The 18,051-nt window shown below is 51.7% G+C and carries 15 protein-coding genes; 9 read left to right on the plus strand and 6 right to left on the minus strand.

Annotation, left to right across the window (positions count from 1 at the left end; translation table 11 throughout):
• The first annotated feature begins 22 nt into the window (after nucleotides 1–22).
• The 3 genes from ACFPOF_RS24595 (at nucleotide 23) to ACFPOF_RS24605 (ending at nucleotide 3,650) form a co-directional block, all read left to right on the plus strand.
• The gene (locus ACFPOF_RS24595) at nucleotides 23–1,741 is read left to right on the plus strand and encodes an extracellular solute-binding protein (RefSeq protein ID WP_378137662.1); all 1,719 of its coding nucleotides are present in this window, start codon (nucleotides 23–25) and stop codon (nucleotides 1,739–1,741) included.
• Nucleotides 1,742–1,830: 89 nt separating this feature from the next.
• Nucleotides 1,831–2,745, plus strand: coding sequence for an ABC transporter permease (locus ACFPOF_RS24600; protein ID WP_378137664.1), 915 nt, complete (start codon nucleotides 1,831–1,833; stop codon nucleotides 2,743–2,745).
• 17 nt (nucleotides 2,746–2,762) lie between these two features.
• Entirely contained in the window at nucleotides 2,763–3,650 is an 888-nt protein-coding gene (locus ACFPOF_RS24605) for a carbohydrate ABC transporter permease (protein ID WP_378137666.1), read from the plus strand.
• An 81-nt stretch (nucleotides 3,651–3,731) separates the two neighbouring features.
• Here the strand turns inward: ACFPOF_RS24605 and ACFPOF_RS24610 are convergent, their stop codons facing one another.
• The gene (locus ACFPOF_RS24610; protein ID WP_378137668.1) at nucleotides 3,732–4,382 is read right to left on the minus strand and encodes a metal-dependent hydrolase; all 651 of its coding nucleotides are present in this window, start codon (nucleotides 4,380–4,382) and stop codon (nucleotides 3,732–3,734) included.
• Between the two features lie 360 nt (nucleotides 4,383–4,742).
• Between ACFPOF_RS24610 and ACFPOF_RS24615 the strand changes: the two genes are divergently transcribed.
• The 6 genes from ACFPOF_RS24615 (at nucleotide 4,743) to ACFPOF_RS24640 (ending at nucleotide 12,675) form a co-directional block, all read left to right on the plus strand.
• Nucleotides 4,743–5,840 carry a glucosaminidase domain-containing protein gene (locus ACFPOF_RS24615; RefSeq protein ID WP_378137670.1) on the plus strand — a complete coding sequence of 366 codons (1,098 nt, stop codon included), beginning with the start codon at nucleotides 4,743–4,745 and terminating at the stop codon, nucleotides 5,838–5,840.
• 95 nt (nucleotides 5,841–5,935) lie between these two features.
• Complete coding sequence (locus ACFPOF_RS24620; protein ID WP_378137672.1) at nucleotides 5,936–8,227, plus strand: ATP-binding protein; 2,292 nt, start codon at nucleotides 5,936–5,938, stop codon at nucleotides 8,225–8,227.
• Between the two features lie 577 nt (nucleotides 8,228–8,804).
• A complete protein-coding gene (locus ACFPOF_RS24625; protein ID WP_378138537.1) occupies nucleotides 8,805–9,140 on the plus strand; it encodes a metal-sensitive transcriptional regulator in 336 nt (111 codons plus the stop codon).
• A 33-nt stretch (nucleotides 9,141–9,173) separates the two neighbouring features.
• On the plus strand, nucleotides 9,174–9,374 hold the full coding sequence (locus tag ACFPOF_RS24630) for a copper ion binding protein (protein ID WP_378137674.1): 201 nt from the start codon (nucleotides 9,174–9,176) through the stop codon (nucleotides 9,372–9,374).
• Nucleotides 9,375–9,501: 127 nt separating this feature from the next.
• Nucleotides 9,502–11,769 carry a heavy metal translocating P-type ATPase gene (locus tag ACFPOF_RS24635; RefSeq protein ID WP_378137675.1) on the plus strand — a complete coding sequence of 756 codons (2,268 nt, stop codon included), beginning with the start codon at nucleotides 9,502–9,504 and terminating at the stop codon, nucleotides 11,767–11,769.
• Between the two features lie 42 nt (nucleotides 11,770–11,811).
• Nucleotides 11,812–12,675 carry a hypothetical protein gene (locus ACFPOF_RS24640; protein WP_378137677.1) on the plus strand — a complete coding sequence of 288 codons (864 nt, stop codon included), beginning with the start codon at nucleotides 11,812–11,814 and terminating at the stop codon, nucleotides 12,673–12,675.
• 64 nt (nucleotides 12,676–12,739) lie between these two features.
• Here the strand turns inward: ACFPOF_RS24640 and ACFPOF_RS24645 are convergent, their stop codons facing one another.
• From ACFPOF_RS24645 to ACFPOF_RS24665, 5 genes are all read right to left on the minus strand, one after another.
• Nucleotides 12,740–13,903 carry a trans-sulfuration enzyme family protein gene (locus ACFPOF_RS24645; protein WP_378137679.1) on the minus strand — a complete coding sequence of 388 codons (1,164 nt, stop codon included), beginning with the start codon at nucleotides 13,901–13,903 and terminating at the stop codon, nucleotides 12,740–12,742.
• A gap of 53 nt (nucleotides 13,904–13,956) precedes the next feature.
• The gene (locus tag ACFPOF_RS24650; RefSeq protein ID WP_378137681.1) at nucleotides 13,957–14,793 is read right to left on the minus strand and encodes a carbohydrate ABC transporter permease; all 837 of its coding nucleotides are present in this window, start codon (nucleotides 14,791–14,793) and stop codon (nucleotides 13,957–13,959) included.
• Nucleotides 14,793–15,713 (minus strand): carbohydrate ABC transporter permease, encoded by a 921-nt coding sequence (locus ACFPOF_RS24655; protein ID WP_378137683.1) that lies wholly within the window; start codon nucleotides 15,711–15,713, stop codon nucleotides 14,793–14,795. Before ACFPOF_RS24655 ends, ACFPOF_RS24650 begins: the two co-directional genes overlap by 1 nt.
• 105 nt (nucleotides 15,714–15,818) lie before the next feature.
• Nucleotides 15,819–17,150 (minus strand): ABC transporter substrate-binding protein, encoded by a 1,332-nt coding sequence (locus ACFPOF_RS24660; RefSeq protein ID WP_378137685.1) that lies wholly within the window; start codon nucleotides 17,148–17,150, stop codon nucleotides 15,819–15,821.
• 197 nt (nucleotides 17,151–17,347) lie between these two features.
• Nucleotides 17,348–18,040, minus strand: coding sequence for a FadR/GntR family transcriptional regulator (locus ACFPOF_RS24665; protein WP_378137687.1), 693 nt, complete (start codon nucleotides 18,038–18,040; stop codon nucleotides 17,348–17,350).
• Between the last annotated feature and the right edge of the window lie 11 nt (nucleotides 18,041–18,051).

Here is an 18,051-nt window from a genome sequence, read left to right on the forward strand (position 1 = left end):
AATTAGATAATGGAGGGTTGACATGAAACAACGCATTTACTTAAAGATTGTTTCTTTCGCACTTGTATCTTCCTTGATTTTAACGGTCGCCGCATGTAGTTCTTCGAACAATAAACAAAACGATAATGCATCCGGATCCTCAAATCCGCCATCCGGCGCTTCGGCGTCTACCCAAAATTCGGAAAATTCCGAAAATTTCAATCCGATGGCCAAATTCGATCCGCCTATTACGGTAACAAGCATTAGACCGGATCTGGGCACCAACTATAAATATGACGAAGGCGAAACGATCGACAATAACGTGTGGACGAAAGCGTATTTGGATGATCTGGGCATCAAGATTAAATACAATTGGGTCGTTCCAGGAGACCAATATGCGCAAAAGTTTGGCGTAGCCATCGCTTCTGACGACTTGCCTGATGTATTTGATGTCGATATTAAAAATCTCAAGTTGTTGCTCGAGAATGACGCCATCGCCGATTTGACAGACGTATACGAGAAGTATGCCACACCTCTAACGAAAAGCGTAATCGAAGGCGATGGCGGCTTGATGCTCGGTACAGCCAAATTCAACGGTAAACTGATGGCGATTCCCGAGACGCAATCGATGCTGGACAATGTCGAAATGATCTGGATCCGTAACGATTGGTTAAAAAAACTCGGTTTACCGATCCCACAGACAATGGACGAATTGATCAAAACGGCTGAAGCGTTCGTCACGGAAGATCCCGACGGCAACGGAAAACCCGATACGCTCGGCTTTGCGATCAATAAAGATGCAGTAAGCGGAGGAGTTACCGGCTGGGCAGACATCGCTCCAATCTTCTATGCTTATCATGCTTATCCAGGCGGATGGATCAAAGATGCCTCGGGTAATCTGGTCTACGGCACGATCCAACCCGAAGTCAAGACGGCGCTCGCCGTGCTGCAGGACATGTACAAGAAAAATCTGATCGATCGCGAATTCGGCGTGAAAGACGGCACGAAAGTCGCCGAGTCGACGACCGCAGGCAAAACAGGCATCGCTTTCGGTGCGATGTGGAACTCGATATGGCCGCTGAATTCGAGCAAAGAGAACGACAAGGATCCCGGAGACTGGATCGCGATCCCGCTTGTCCCTGCGGATGATAAGCCTGTATTGTCTTTGGTCGCGTCCCCTGTTGGAACCTACCATGTCGTCAACAAAAATTTCGACCATCCCGAAGCGCTGATGAAAATGGTTAACGAATGGGTAGAGAACACGATCGGCCCGAAAGCCGACAACAATAAATACGGTACGAACCTCGAAGGCAAAGAACTTTTCAAGATGTCCATGTTCCGCGTATGGAAGCCGAAACAGAATCTCGAAAGTTACCAGGCCGTACAAGCGGCGTTACAAAGCAAAGATCCTTCGCAACTGAATACGACCGACAAATCCAACTACGACAAGACGCTCGCTTATCAAGGCGGAGATGTCAAGGCGTGGGGGTACGCGGCCGTATTCGGACCAGGGGGTTCGCAATCGATTCTGGAGCAAGTGGACAAAAACAACCAGTGGATATTTAACGAGTACTATGGTGCACCGACGCAAACCCAAGCGGATAAAGGCGCAACGCTGACCAAAATTCAGAACGAAACGTTCCTCAAGATCATTATGGGAAAAGCGCCGATCGATGAATTCGATAAGTTCGTTGAGCAGTGGAAAAAGCTGGGCGGCGATCAGATCACGAAGGAAGTTAACGAATGGTATAAGTCGAAATAACGTTCTCGGGCGCAGAGGGGAAAGGGAGTTGGCGCGACTGACTTCCTTTTTCCTCAACCGATAGGCAATTCGACAACGGAGGAATCGGCATGGAGGCAAACAGATCAAAGTGGAAAAAGTGGGTCCACGAATCGCCGCTGCACCTGATGATGGTGCCGGGGATTATCCTGCTGCTTATTTTCAGCTACGGTCCGATGGTCGGAATGGTCATGGCATTCGAAAGATTTAACGTGACCAAAGGGTTCTTCCGTTCGAAATGGATCGGACTCGATAACTTCGAGTTTGTTTTGCAAATTCCCGATGTTCGTCAAGTGTTCTGGAACACGATATTCATTGCCCTGATGAAGATCGTCGCCAGTTTGATCGTGCCCGTCTGCTTGGCGCTTCTGCTGAACGAATTGCGGGCCAAGTATGTCAAAAGAGGCATCCAAACGATTATTTATCTTCCCTACTTTTTATCTTGGGTTCTCCTTGCAGGCATTCTGATCGACATTTTGTCTCCTTCTGGCGGCATTGTCAATCAAGCGCTCGGCGTATTTAGCATCAAACCTGTATTTTTCCTGGGCAACGAGAAGCTGTTTCCTTATTTGCTGGTCGTGACGCATGTGTGGAAGGAAGCCGGGTTCGGAACGATTATTTATCTCGCCGCATTGACGGGAATCGATCCGACCTTATACGAAGCGGCGATCGTGGATGGAGCTAGCCGCTGGAGGCAAACTTGGCACATCACTTTGCCCGGAATCATTCCTATCGTCATTCTCATGACCGTATTGAGCCTCGGCGGCATTTTGAACGCGGGGTTCGACCAAGTGTTTAATCTATATAACCCGCTCGTATACAGTACCGGAGACATTATCGATACGATGGTTTACCGGATGGGCTTGATCGACAACCAGTATAGCATTGCCTCGGCCGTCGGCCTGTTCAAATCCGTCGTTTCCGTCATCTTGATACTGGTATCTTACAAATTGGCCGATAAATACGCGGGATATAAAGTTTTATGATCCTTTGGAGGAAACCTATGAAGCCTAATACTTCAATTGGAGGAATGGTTTTTCCGGTTATCAATTATACGGTTCTTATTGTTTTTGCTTTGCTATGCCTGCTTCCGATGGTTCACGTGTTGGCCATTTCGTTCAGCGGCGGTACGGCGGCGGCCGCGGGTTACGTTACGCTGTGGCCTGTCGACTTCACGTTCAAAGCTTACGAGTTTGTCGCTAACAAACCGGAATTCATCCGATCGATGATCGTTTCATTCGAAAGAGTGTTGCTCGGCGTGCCGATCGATTTGCTCTTGATTATTATGATCGCCTATCCTCTTTCCAAAGATGGAAGAATGCTGTCGTTCCGCAAAGCGTATATCGTCTTCTTCATGACGACCATTCTTTTCGGGGGCGGATTGATTCCTTGGTACATGGTCATCAAAATGACCGGGCTGATCGATACTATTTTCGCGCTGATATTGCCCGGGGCCGTTCCTGTATTCAGCGTCATTCTCTTGCTTAATTTTTTTCGGAATTTGCCCAAGGAGATCGAAGAGGCGGCCTTTATCGACGGTGCCAGTCATTGGTATACCTTGTGGAAAATATACGTTCCGCTGTCTATGCCGGCGATTGCCACATTGATTTTGTTTTCCTCCGTAGGGCACTGGAATAGCTGGTTCGACGGCATTATTCTGATGAACAGGACGGAGCATTATCCGTTGCAAAGTTATCTTCAGACCGTCGTCGTTCAGCAAGGGTTGGAAAAAATGGTTACTCTTCAAGACACGCAAACTTTCCTCGAGGTATCCAACCGAACGAACAAGGCGGCACAAATTTTTATAGGCGCTTTGCCGATTTTGCTCGTATACCCGTTCCTGCAGAGGTATTTCATGAGCGGGATCGTATTAGGGAGCGTCAAGGGTTAAACGGGGAGGAAAAGTCGATCAAGACGAGGGGCAGTTCAATAAGGTCGTATTAGCGATCTTATTGGACTGCCCCTGTTTCGTTTAAAGTCGCAGCTTAAAAGTTGTTTTCAGTATCGGGTACAACCATTTGACGCCGCTCGGCGTAAGCGTATCCGCGATCAGGTGTGAAGCGTATCCGGCGAGTGCAACAGTCATAACGCCTTCCGTACCGAGATCGGATTCAAGTCCTGCGCCGATTGCTCCCCAAGCCGCGAGCGCCCAAAGGGTATGCGTCATGCCGCGGTGGGCAAGCCAAGGAGCGATGGCGATGTATACGCCGAGGCCGATTAACCAGTTTGCGCTTTCGGACACGCCAGCATAGAGCAGTGCGGCTCCGATCAAGCTGACGAGCGCGTTGCGGATCGCCCCTTCCTTGGCGATGAGGCCGAGCAGGAAGATGGCCACTGACACAATCCCCTGTTCCGGATACGCCTTCTCCTGGAATACGTAGAAATACCCGCAGGCTAGCGCTGCAACCAATCCTCCCCATATAGCCGTTTCGCGCAGTAGTTTGGACAATCGATTGATCCGCAGCTTTCCATTGATCAGATTCGGACCGTCCAAATCCGGGCTGAGCGCGGATAAGCAGGCAACCGACATGTAAGTGAGCGCGCCGGTCGGCGAGAACGGATAATACAACATAGCGGCGATCCCGATAGCGCCTCCGATGGCAAGATGCGTAGAACCTTTCATGGTTAATGTCCTCCGGTTTCTGGATGTTCGAACAAATGGATGATGGCTAGGTGTAGCCTATTACTCGGCATGCAAACGCACGTTCGTCTATCATCGTTGATTATAAGCGGAAATGCAAGTCAAAAGAGCGAATAGATTTGGCGACTTGCCATGCCTATACGCTCTTTCTTCTATTATAAAACAACCTCTTCCGCGTCTGTCGGGCGCAAAATGAGAAAATATTAATGTTCACTCTGCCCATATCGACAAAAACACAACTTTTCTTCAACGAAAGAATGACAAGCTTCTCGCTCGCATATATGTACAATCATACCAACGTTATTGCGAGTCACTTCACCATTTCCGGAAAGAGGTGTCGTTATGCGTAGTCAATCATTTCGTTCATCGCTCTTCTACGGGCTCGTCCTGGCACTGTTTGTCAACCTTGGCGTGAGAGCCCATCCGGCGGATATGGCCACTTCCGCATATGCCGCTCCCCGAACTGTCCAACCCCTTCCATCTATCGCAATTATAAGTTCTCCGCAAGACGTTCCGGCACTATCCGAACGCGAAGCTGTCGCTCCTGCCGCATCTTCGTCCAACGTCGCTCAGTCTGCAGACATTCCTAAAAACGCGAAAGAAGAAGTGAGGCTTTCATCCGTCGCCGCTTCTCCGACACTGTCTCCGTCTCCGCAATCGCAAATGCAGTCTCAGTCGCGTTCGCAGTCGCCTTCGCATCGTACATATGTGGTTACGGCTTTTTACTTAAATGTCAGGGCTAGCGCAAACTCGTCGTCCGAAGTGCTGAAGGTCGTCAAGAAGGGGACTAAGCTTGAGGTCGACGTCGAGAAGTCGAATGAATGGCTCGCTTTAAAAGAAGGAGGGTTCGTGCACGGCGGGTACGCCGAACCGATATCCCCAATGGAGTCGGCGCAACCTGCAATGCCCATGCAGCAAGGCGCCGTTGCAGGTGCAGCGCAAGCGCTCGTGAATTCAGCCGACTCCGAAACAGCCCAAGCCAGAGATGACGCTCCGAATCGGCCGACGTCGAAAGTCGAGAGCGATTCCGGCTTAAGCGAAGCAGACATTGAGACGATATTTGAGGGGACCGCACTGGCTGGTCATGGGCTGGAGCAGACGGTGCTGGAAGTCGAAGAGAAGTACGGCATTAACGCATTGTTCACGATCGCCGTCATGAAGCTGGAAAGCGGCAATGGCAGAAGCAAACTCGCCAAGAAGAAAAACAATCTATTCGGATTAAACGCGATCACGGGGGACGCCCACAATAAAGCGTACGCATTCGAGACGAAAGGGGACAGCGTTCGGAAATTCGGACAACTATTATCCGCGAGTTATGTGGACAAAGGGTATACGACGATCGAGAAGATCGCCGGCAAATACTGTCCTGCGAACTCCAAGTGGCCGGGCCTCGTCAAATCAATTATGAAGAAGGATTTCCAGAAAATAAGCGACGCTTGATGTCAGAGCATAACCGTTGAAAAGAGGATATTGGTTGGGCGTGTCTAATTTGAATAGGAGCAGAGACAACATTGTGCAACCCGGGGGCTATTCTTGTGACGATCAAAGCCAAACTATCCCTTCTCATTTCGATTTTTGTGACTCTTATATTAGGATTGAATATTTCGATCTATTATTATTCCTCCCAATCGGGCTTGCGCGACAATGCCGAGAAGCAAATGCAGACGATTGCCAAACAGATCGGATCGAGTCTTGACGCGGCGGAGAAGTCGAAGCGCTATATGGAAGAGACGCTTGGAGAGAAGCTGCGCGCGGTTGCGCTCGCGGCACAGGGGGAGCTCGACCCGCATGTCGACCATGTCTCCAATGAGCAACTGGCAAAGCTCAGCAAGAAGCTCGGCGTCGACCATATCTCTTTATGGCAGCGTACCGCCGACGATATCGTCGTCAAGAAATCGTCCGATCCGAACGAGGTCGGCATAGGATCGAAGACATGGGATTACTGGTATACTGCATATAACGAATTGTTTGATTTGAAAAAAGTAACAGTGTCCCAAGGGTTGAAGCTGCCCCATTATTGGTCGGGACCTTACCAATACGCGACTTCCGATCCGACGCATATAAACAAATGGGGCAATTATTACGACGGCACGACTGATTACATGATCAATCCATACGTGAACGCGCAAGTGTTCCTTGATTATGAGAATAACGCAGGGACGGAAGCGCTGATTCGCCGGCTGCTTCAGGATAACGAGGATATTATCGAGATTGCCGGAATCGATCCGGAGTTTTTCGGCAAGCCGGAAATCGTGAAAATCAAAAAAGGAGTCGCTGTACATAATCTCGACGTGCGAGCGGTACCTTTCGGGGTATACGAACTTAAAAACGAGGCGGAGGATGTCGAGCTTGTCCGTCGAGCCGCTGCTACAGGCAAAGCTGAAATTACGAAAACGACGATCCGCGGCAAAGAAGTGATGAGAAGTTTCGTGCCGATCGGCGGAGAGAAGCCGCTTGTCGTCGGCATCAGCTTCGATTACGGAACGGTTCGGGCGAGCCTGATCGATCAGTTATGGTTACATGCTTCCATCTCGCTTGGCCTTGTCGTCGTGTCGTGGTTCGCTAGTTATGTGTTGTCCGGATTTCTTATTCGGCCGCTCCGTTCGATTCTGGATAGCGTCAACGCGATGGCCGGAGGCAGGTTCGGCAGTCCGATCGAGATTCGCAGTCGAGATGAACTCGGCATGTTGTCCGAGAGCGTGAATGTCATGGCGGACAATTTGCAATCGTATATGGGCCGATTAAAAGCGTCCGCCGAGGAACTGAGAAGCACGAAAGAATATTTGGAATCGTTCGTCACCAATACGTCGGATGCGATCGTCGTAACGGATCTGGACGGGATAGTCATACAGGCGAATAACGCCTTCGAAGCGATGTTCGGATGGAATCGGCAAGAGGCGATGAATCGCCCGCTCGGACACGTGCCAGAGAGCCGTGCTGAAGAGTACGCCGCTCTCCGGGACATCATTATGCGCGGTGATTCCGTCGCCGACTTCGAGACCGTGCGGGAGAGAACAAACGGACAGCCGATCGATGTCAGCATTACCGTTTCGCCCATTCGCGGCGAGAACGATGAAGTGGTGGCGATTGCCGAGATATGTCGTAATATTACGGCTCGTAAGCAATCCGAAGAAGTCATTATACGCACGGAGAAGCTGTCGGTTATCGGTCAACTTGCGGCCGGCGTCGCGCATGAGATCCGCAATCCGCTGACGACGCTTCGAGGATTCGTGCAGTTGAACAAACAGCAGGGCGGATTGTCCGGCGAGTACCTGGACATCATGCTGTCGGAGCTGGATCGGATCAACTTTATCGTCAGCGAGTTGCTCGTGCTTGCCAAACCGCAAATTCATCGTTACGAAGAGCTCGATGCAGGGCAATTGCTCCATGACATGATTTCGTTGCTCGATACTCAGGCGGGATTATCGAACGTCGTCATCGAGACATCGTTCGGCAACGATGTGCCGAAAATGATCGGCGATTCGATCCAACTCAAGCAAGTGTTTCTGAACATCATGAAAAACAGCATCGAAGCGATGGATCATGGAGGCACGCTCTCCATCGAACTAGACGTAGAACCGTCGCGCGACACGATTCTCCTCCGGTTCATCGACGAAGGAAAAGGGATCTCCGATGAAGATCTCGCTCGCCTCGGCGAACCGTTCTTCACACGTAAAGTATCCGGAAACGGCCTCGGCCTTATGGTGAGCCAGCGAATCATTACGAATCATAAGGGCACAATGAATGTGAGCAGCAAACTCGGAGAAGGCACGTGCGTGGAGATTCGGTTTCCGGTGGCCGGTGGTCCCCGCATAGTGTTTGCATAACAGGGGAACGTCCCTATTCACACATGAAAGGACCTCAATTTCCACTTCTACAAAGTGGGGGCTGAGGTCCTTTCTACGACGGTACAATCGACGAACAACCGACGATTGCTTCGAATGAGCGTCGAACGATTAACAACTGGACGAGCGAGCATATATGGATGAGAATTCACACAAAATCGGGCAGATCGGCAACCGGACGAGCGTATGTGTATGAAAATTCATTACTACTTAGGGCGACCTGAATAGGTGTTGTCCGCGTAATGCGGAATGCACCCTGAAACTGATCGCTTGGAATTCCGTGTTTCGCCGAAATAACGGTGCCACGCGCGGCTAATCACTTGGAATGTCGAGTAGATCGACAACGGATGAGGGATGCGGACGAGAAACACGTGGGGCACAAAAGATCGCAAATTGGCTTAGGGGACATCCTCTTTTTGGTTAATTAATACGATTCCGCGGAAAAAAGGTTTGACAAATATACCTGACGGGGGTATATTTGAGTTGTGAGAAATACCCCGGCAGGGTATAACGGACGAAGGAACAGGAGGAAAACGATATGTCGGATGACGCAGGTTGCATGACGGGAGCCGGACATTGCGATAGTACGGGCACGGGCACGGGCGAAGTCGAGGCCGCAAGGCAAAGCCATCACTCGGACAAAATGAAGTCGAACCTGATTTCCCGCTTGAACCGCATCGAAGGTCAAATTCGCGGAATCAAAGGGCTTATTGATAAAGATACGTATTGCGACGACGTGCTGAATCAAATCGCTGCCGCACAATCGGCGCTGAACAGCGTCGGGAGGTTGTTGCTCGAAGGGCACATGAAAAGCTGCGTTATCGATCGTATACAATCCGGAGACCAGGCCGTTATAGACGAATTGCTCGTAACGGTTAACAAATTAATGAAATAAAAAACAAACAAATTTCCTTTGGAGGGATTAGATATGACACAACTTACGTTAAAAGTGGAAGGCATGTCTTGCGGACATTGCGTCAATTCGGTGGAAGGCGCGCTGAAACAGCTCGGCGCGAGCGCCAAAGTCGATCTTGGCAACGGCTCGGTTACGGTAGATTTCGACGCGGCTCGTTTGTCGGTCGATGCGATCAAAACAGCCATCGAAGACCAAGGATACGACGTGGTATAAGAGAACGGCGAACGAAGCGATGGGGTCATCTCGCGATGGCCCCTTTATCGGAATTGAAATATACCCCCCACTAGTATATGGTCGTTAAAAAATGCAGACAATATTCGAAGGACGAAGGTGAAGCGAGATGGCGACAACGACGACTAGCATTTCGGCAGAAGCGCTGGAACAAAAAGAGCAAGCTTCTTTATTCATAACGGGCATGACTTGCGCAGCTTGCGCGAACCGGATCGAGAAAGGGCTGAACAAACTCGACGGCGTCTCGCAAGCAACCGTGAACTTGGCGCTCGAGACGGCGCAAGTACAATTTCGCTCGGAAGCCGTATCGGTAGACGATTTGATTCGTAAAGTCGAGCAACTCGGCTACGGCGCCCGGCCGAAGGAAGAAAAAGCAGAACGAGCCGCGGAAGAGCGCGGTGAAGAGCGCAAGCGCGCGGTGCGTCGATATACGATCAAACTGGTGGCGTCAGCCGCGCTGTCATTGCCGCTGCTCTGGGCAATGGTCGGGCACTTCTCCTTCACTTCGGGCATTTGGGTGCCGGAACTGTTCATGAACGCGTGGTTCCAACTCGCGCTTGCGACTCCGGTACAGTTTATTGTCGGATGGCCATTCTATGTCGGCGCCTATAAGGCGCTTCGTAACGGCAGCGCCAACATGGATGTTCTTGTCGCTTTGGGGACGTCAGCGGCATACTTCTACAGCTTATATTTAACGATCGAATCGATCGGCGCGCACGCTCACGGCGGCGAACCTGGCGTTCAGCTTTATTACGAGACGAGCGCCGTGCTCATAACGTTGATTTTGCTCGGCAAGTTGTTCGAAACGCTCGCCAAAGGACGTTCGTCCGAGGCGATCAAGTCCCTGATGGGTTTGCGCGCGAAATCTGCGCTTGTTATTAGAGACGGCGCGGAAATCAGCATTCCGCTCGAGGAAGTACGGACGGGCGACATCGTGCTTGTCAAACCAGGCGAGAAAATCCCGGTTGACGGAGATGTATTGGAAGGCGTATCGTCCGTCGACGAATCGATGATCACAGGCGAAAGCATTCCCGTCGAGAAGAGAGCGGGAGATCGGGTCATCGGCGCGACGGTTAATACGAACGGCATGCTGCGCATTCGGGCGACGCAAGTCGGCGGAGAGACGGTATTGTCTCAAATCATTCGTGTCGTCGAAGAAGCGCAAGGCTCCAAAGCGCCGATCCAGCGTGTCGCGGACGTCATCTCCGGCATTTTCGTACCGATCGTCGTCGGCATCGCGATTATTGTATTCCTCGTCTGGATGTTCGCCGTCGATAACGGCAACTTCTCCGGTGCATTGGAGAAAGCGATCGCCGTGCTCGTTATCGCCTGCCCTTGCGCCCTGGGGCTAGCGACGCCGACTTCCATTATGGCGGGATCGGGTCGTTCGGCCGAACTCGGTATATTGTTCAAAGGCGGCGAACATCTGGAAGCAACGCATCGCGTTAACGTTGTTGTGCTCGACAAAACGGGAACGGTCACGAAAGGCAAACCGGAGCTGACCGACATCGAGATCGCGAACGACGCGGACGGCAGACTGCTGGCACGAATCGCGGCGGCGGAACGACGCTCCGAACATCCGCTGGCGGAGGCGATCGTCTCCGGTCTCGCGGCCAGAGGCGTAACCGCGCCAGAGGCGGAGGCATTCCAAGCGATTCCAGGGTACGGCGTGCAAGCGACTGTGGAAGGACGCGAACTGCTTGTGGGGACGCGTAAGCTGATGGCTGAACGAGGCGTCGATATCTCTGCGGTGGAATCGCGGATGTTCGAACTGGAGCAGCAAGGCAAGACAGCCATGCTCGCGGCGGTCGACGGGCGTTATGCGGCGATGGTCGCCGTTGCGGACACGATCAAGGAAACGTCGAAAGAAGCGGTCGCCAAACTGCTTGCCTCCGGTGTTCGCGTCGTTATGATGACAGGCGACAATGAGCGGACTGCGCAAGCGATCGCTCGTCAAGCCGGAATCTCCGAAGTGGTGGCGGAAGTGTTGCCGGAGGGCAAAGCGAACGAAGTGAAAAAACTTCAGCAAGCGGGCAATGTCGTCGCAATGGTAGGAGACGGCATCAATGACGCCCCGGCGCTTGCGACTGCCGACATCGGCATGGCGGTAGGCACGGGAACGGACGTGGCGATGGAAGCGGCGGACGTGACGCTCATGCGGGGGGACTTAAACGCGATATCGGATGCGATCGGGATGAGCCGCAGAACAATGCGCAATATTAAACAAAACTTGTTCTGGGCGCTTGCTTATAACGTTGTCGGTATTCCCGTCGCGGCCAGCGGTTTCCTGGAGCCTTGGCTGGCCGGCGCGGCAATGGCGCTCAGCTCGGTGTCGGTCGTGCTCAACGCGCTCAGGCTGCAACGAGTGAAGCTGTAAAAAAGTCAAATGATCGATTCGAATAGAGTGGGGGAACTACAGTTGAGAAAACTACTATTTGCAGGTATGGCATTTGTATTGTCGGCAACACTGCTTGCCGGCTGTGGGAAGAAAGCGGATCATGAAGCAATGGGGCAGGACAGCATGGCATCGGAATCCGCTGGCGGCCACGGTGGGCACGGCGCAATGGACGGCAAGGAAAGCGGGGAAACCGAGGCGGCGACAACAGCGGCCTGGAAATGGGAGGAAACTGGCTTGAAGCCGGGGGCGGACGTGAAACTATCGATCGCGATTCAAGACAAGAACGGGGCGGCGGTAGAAGCTTTTAAGCTCAACCACGAGAAAAAAATGCATCTGATCGTCGTTAGCAACGACTTGTCGTTCTTTAACCACATTCACCCGGAATATAAAGGTGACGGACAGTTCGAAGTGACGACGAAATTCCCCGCAGCAGGTACTTACAAGATGTTCGCGGACTACATTCCCGAAGGCGGGAGCGCGACGACCCGGAGCGAACGTTTGACCGTGAAAGGCGAAGAACCGGCGACGAACGCAATTAAGCCGGATACTGAGCTGGTGAAGGAAACCGAAGGCGTCAAAGTGGAACTTGCTCTAAACGGCGCAGTCGTGGGCAAAGAAATAAAACTGAATTTCCATATCACGGATGAGAAATCGGGCGATCCGGTTACTGATCTGCAGCCCGTGCTCGGAGCGGTCGGACACGTCGTCATTCTCGACTCGAACGCCGAACATTACTTGCACGTCCACCCTGTTGTGGAAGATGCAAAAGGGCCGGACGCCGAGTTCATGACAACATTCCCGGTCGCGGGCGTCTACAAAATTTGGGGTCAGTTCAAACGCGGAGGCAAAGATTTTATCGTTCCGTTCGTCGTGCAGGTGAAATAAGAAGAAAACGAATAAAGAGAGTGCGATCGACATCCATCGATCACGCTCTCTTTTTACGTACCCGCTAGGCTTCGATCCCCGCGAATGCTTCCTGTAGGTCGAGAATGATATCGTCCACGCTTTCGAGTCCGATGTACAAACGAACGAGCGTCCTTGCTGGACCTGGACGGCTCCTCGGTACCGGATGTACCGTAACGAGGCTCTCGTAGCCTCCCCAACTGACCCCGATTCGAAAATAGCGAAGCCGCTCCGCCCAACGACGCATCGTTTCGATCGGAACAGTTGTCTCAAAGGAAAACAAACTGCCGGTGCCCGACATAAGCTTCGCCGCCAACTCGTAATGTGGGTGCGAGGGCAGTCCCGGATGGTTCATTTTGGTCACGCGCGGATGTTTCTCCAGCCATGATGCAACTTCCAGACCTTGCTGTTGATACTTCTCCATCCGTAGAGGCAACGTTCGAAGGCCGCGCATCATGAGATTGGCGTTCGCCGGTGTCATAATGCCCCCTAGCAGCATGAATTCGCCTTTAATGAGAGGCTTCATGAACTCGGAACGCCCGATGACGGCGCCCCCTAGCGCATCGCTATGTCCGCCGATATACTTGGTCAGCGAATGCACGACTAGGTCGACACCCATTTCAAGCGGCCGTTGGTAGCAGGGGGTAGCCCAAGTGTTGTCGATGATCGTTCTCGCACCGATTCGTTTGGCGACTCCGACAATGGCCGGAATATCGAGAATGCTGAAGAACAAACTCGTTGGGCTTTCCAGATAAATCAGTTTTGTATTTTCGCGGATGGCCGCTTCGATCGCGCCGAGATCCGTACCGTCGACGAAAGTGGTTTCGATTTGGAATCGGGTCAAGTAGGTTCCCATGAACTGAACGGCAGGACCATAAGCTTCGTTCACGCAAACAATATGATCTCCTGCTCCGACGGCGGACAGGATGGACGCAGAGATCGCGGCCATGCCGGAAGCAAAACAACGAGCTTCTTCTCCGCCTTCCAGCTTCGCGAGTCGATGCTCCAGCTCCTTAACCGTGGGGTTCGTTCCCCGGGTATAGATGCTAGTGCCTATTTCATCTTGCATCGCTTCAAGGAAACGATCGTAAGAATTGAAGGTGAACAAGCTATTCTGATAGATCGGTTGCGTAACCGCTCCGTAATGCCTTTCGTCATGGGGATCGTGCGCTACGATCGTTTGCGCATCGGTTAAGCGATTATTTTCCATTCTGTTAATCCTACTTTCCATCACCTGATTGAATCGTATTTGTCCGTTTCGAATTAACCTTTCTCAGCGCCTTGCGTCAAACCTTGGACGATCAGTTTCTGACAAAGCGCGAACAGAATCAGCGTCGGGATGACCGACAGCACCGTGGCTGCGGACATCGAGCCCCAATCGACGTCGAACTTCGTAATGAAGCTGTTCATCGCTACCGGAATCGTCTTTAACTTCTCGCTGTCGATAACCATGACGGAGAAGAACAATTCATTCCAGTTCTGAACGAAGGAGAAAATAAAGGTGGCCGAAAGTCCAGGAAGCATGACCGGCAAAATCACCCGAACGAGTGCCCCGAGACGAGAGCAGCCATCGATCTGCGCAGCTTCCTCCAGGCTGGAAGGCACTCGCTGGAAGAAGCCTTTAAGCATAATCGTACTGAATGGAATCGCCATTACCGTGTAGACGAGCGCAAGACCAGGCAAGCTGTTGACCAGGTGCAGCTTAGACATCATCAAATACAGCGGTGCGAAGCCGATAAAAGCCGGAATGACTTGCGTCAAGAAAAAGAAGAACATCACCTGATTGCTGCCGCGAAATTTGAATCTTGCAAGCACGTAGCTGCTTAGCGTCGAGACAGCCAGCACGACTAGCGCAGCTCCGAGGGAGACGATCACGCTGTTCATAATGTAAATATGGAACTTCGTAATTTTGAATATATTCTCGTAGTTTTGGAACGTAATTGTTTTCGGCCAGTAGTGAATCGGCAAGCTAAAAATGTCTTTCTTCGGCTTTAGCGACGTAATGAGCATCCAGTATAGCGGGAACACTACGACAACAAGATGCACCGCCATAACGAGAATCCGGACGAGATGCTCTCCGATCGATCGTTTTTTCACCATCAGAAATCACCTGCCTTCTCCTGTTTAGAGGCGGCGAAGTAGAAGAACATGAACAGCACGAGAAGCAGCATCATGATGATGCCAACCGCTGCCGCTTTGCCGTACTCGCCGCCGAAAAGAATCTTGTCCATCATAAACGTTGCGAGAATGTGCGTACTGCCCGCAGGGCCTCCGTTGGTCATCGAGTAGATGATATCGGGGAAGTTCATAATCCAGATGACCCGAAGCATGACTGTCGTCAAAATCGTCGGCATGATGTACGGAACCGTAATCAGGAACAGTTTCTGCAGCCGGTTAGTGCCGTCGACTTCTGCCGCCTCGTAAATTTCTTCTGGGACGGACTGCAACGCTGCCAGCAGCATAATTGCGAAGAAAGCGATGCCGTACCAGACGTTGGCGACGATCACGGCGAACATCCCCCATGAAGGCGAGGAGAGGAAAGCAATCGGAGAGTCGATCAGACCGATCTTCAAGAGCAAGTCGTTAATGACGCCGATCTGACCGTTGAACAGCCAGCGCCAGATGAGACCGATCAGGAAGCCGGACATCGCCCAAGGGAAGAAGATCATCCCCTGATAAACGCCTCTGCCGAAAAACTGCCTGCGGAGCAACAGAGCGATGCCGAATCCGAGGACGAATTGGAGCACCAACGACACGACGACCCAATAGAGGCTGTTCTTCAAAGCGAGCATGAAGCTATCGCTCTTCAGCACTTCTTTGAAATTGTCGAAGCCGATATAGTGCACGTTCGTCAAATCAAACAGCGTATAATTCTGAAAGGCCATCACGATGCCGCGGAGCATCGGATAATACGTGAACCCAATAACCAGCAAGATGGCCGGGGCCAGGCAGCCTGCGATGAACCATAACGCGGACACCGGCTTGCGGGACGAGTTGCTCTTGGCAATTTGCGTTGACATCGAGGTTCACCTCCAAGTAGAGTCGGGGGACAAAAGGACGGATGAGCAGCGCCGAAGCTCTGCTCATCCGCGTAACGTTATGATTGTCGGGGGCGAAGGTGCTAATTAGCCTTTGGCGTTCGCTTTTTCCTTCTTCCAGAACTCATCGAAAGCTTTGGCGAAGTCGGCTGCGGAAGTGCGACCGAAGAGGAACGCTTGCCCTTTTTCCGTGCCATCCTTCTTATAGACGGCATAACCTTGATAGTTGGTGAACGGTTTGACTCCGACATATTTCTCCGGTTGTTTGCCCATCTCGATATAAGGTGCGTAGGCGCCGGTTTTGAAAAATTCGTCGTCGGCCGCTGTCGTATGAATCGGGATGACACCGGATGTCTTCGCGAATTTCAAGTTTTGTTCAGGCGAGGACAAGAAGGCGATCAATTTCCAAGCTTCTTCTTTGTGCTCGGAATATTGCGTCATTCCCCATCCGGCTGCACCTAGCACGAAGTGGGAGACGCCGCTAGGGCCGGTCGGCAACGGTGCCGTTCCCCATTGGCTTGCATCCAGGCTGGTGGCGACCGTATCAATCGTGTCCGGATCCTGGATCAGCATAGCCGTCGTGCCGCTCGTAAACCCTTGAACCTGTTCGGCGAACGCCCAGTTCGCCGAGTCGGGAGGGGAGACCTCTTTAAAGATCTTCTTGTACATTTCCAATGCATCGACCGCGCCTGGCGTCGAGAAAATGCTCGATCCGTCATTGTTGAAGACCGAATCTTTCGGATTGACGTTGCTGCCGTTGTAATCTTGCACGATTTGCGTGATGTACTGTTCGCCGCCTGCGCCGCCGCGGAAAGAGTAGCCGTATTTGTTTTTCGCAGGGTCGGTCAGCTTCTTGCCAACTTCGTAAAGCTCTTCCCAAGTTTTCGGCACTTCCAATCCTTTCTCGGCGAAGAGATCTTTCCGGTAGAACAGTTGACGCTGGTAAATCCCGTACGGGATGTAGTAGGCTTTGTTGTCAACGTCTTTCGCCATCGTCAGCGCATTGGGCGTCAGTGTTCCATAGTCCGGCCATTGCGAAGCATAAGTGTCCAGGCTTTCCAAATAGCCATTGTTGACGAATTGTTTAACCGTTACGTCGCGAACCTCGAGAACGTCGAGCGTCTGTTTCGCGTTAAGCATCGTATTGATTTTGTTGTCTGCGCTTTCAAGCGGAGGCGTAATCAATTCAACCGTGATGTTCGGATTTTGCGCTTCGAACTCCTTAATCGACTGTTGCAGGAATTCGGTGCGTTTCGGGCTGGACAAGCTCTCGATCATCGTCAGTTTGACTTTTTGCCCTCCATTGGAGGCGCTTTCTTTTTCGGCATTGCTGTTACTGTCGTTTCCGCCGCAAGCTGCCAGCATGGAAACAAGAACCGGGATCGTTACGAGACCTGCTGCTTTCTTCATGTTCAACATGAATGATTCCCCCTAAAAATAATGGTGCGCAATCTAGCTGTCTACCCGTCATCCTATCAACCTATCTGACAGCATGATACTAACATAGACGAAAAAAATCTGTCAAGAAAGGCAACGGCCTTTCTGACAGATTTTTTTTAATAATGGCGTGTGAAATTCGTATATTCGTATGGAGCAGGGCTAAAAATGAAAGCGTTTTAGATCTTTTGCGCAGTCGCGTTACGTATTCCTTGCTCGATCAGATCCATAAGGATGTTGAATTCGGTTCGAGCCTTTGCGGCATCCTTGTTCTTGATCGCCTCTCCCAGCGTGAAGTGAAATTCATACGTATCTTCGAAGATGTCGGCTTTGCCGAAAGGGTACTGCCAGAAGTGCTCCATCATTTCCCACATCGAACCGATCACGCTCTCCAGAACCGGATTTCCGGAAGCCTTGTAGATCGTTTGGTGAAATTTCATATCGATTTGCGACTTGTCGCCATTGATCGCTTTCAGCCGCTTCATCTCATCGAGGCAATAATCCATCTCCGCGATATTGTCGGGGGTCGCCCGGGACGCCGCGAGCTCGACACATTGCCCCTCGATCGCCCGTCGCACCTCGCACACATGAAGCAGCATCGTTTCGAAATCTTCTACTTTGACTTTGGCATAAAGCCGATAAGTCTCGACATCGCGTACGTAGATGCCCTTACCGTTCAAAATCTCGATCATATCCAGCGCTTCCAAATAACGAAGCGCTTCGCGCATGGACGATCTGCCGACCTGCATCATCTCGCACAATTCCTCGAGCGGCGGCAGCTTTTCTCCGGCTTTCAAACCGGCCTCCATAATATAAGATTGAAGCTCTCTGGCCGCGAGTTCATGCACGAGTTCCCGCTTAATCGGTTTCATCCTAGGCACTT

The organism is Cohnella soli, from assembly GCF_042655525.1.
GTDB lineage: Bacteria > Bacillota > Bacilli > Paenibacillales > Paenibacillaceae > Cohnella > Cohnella soli.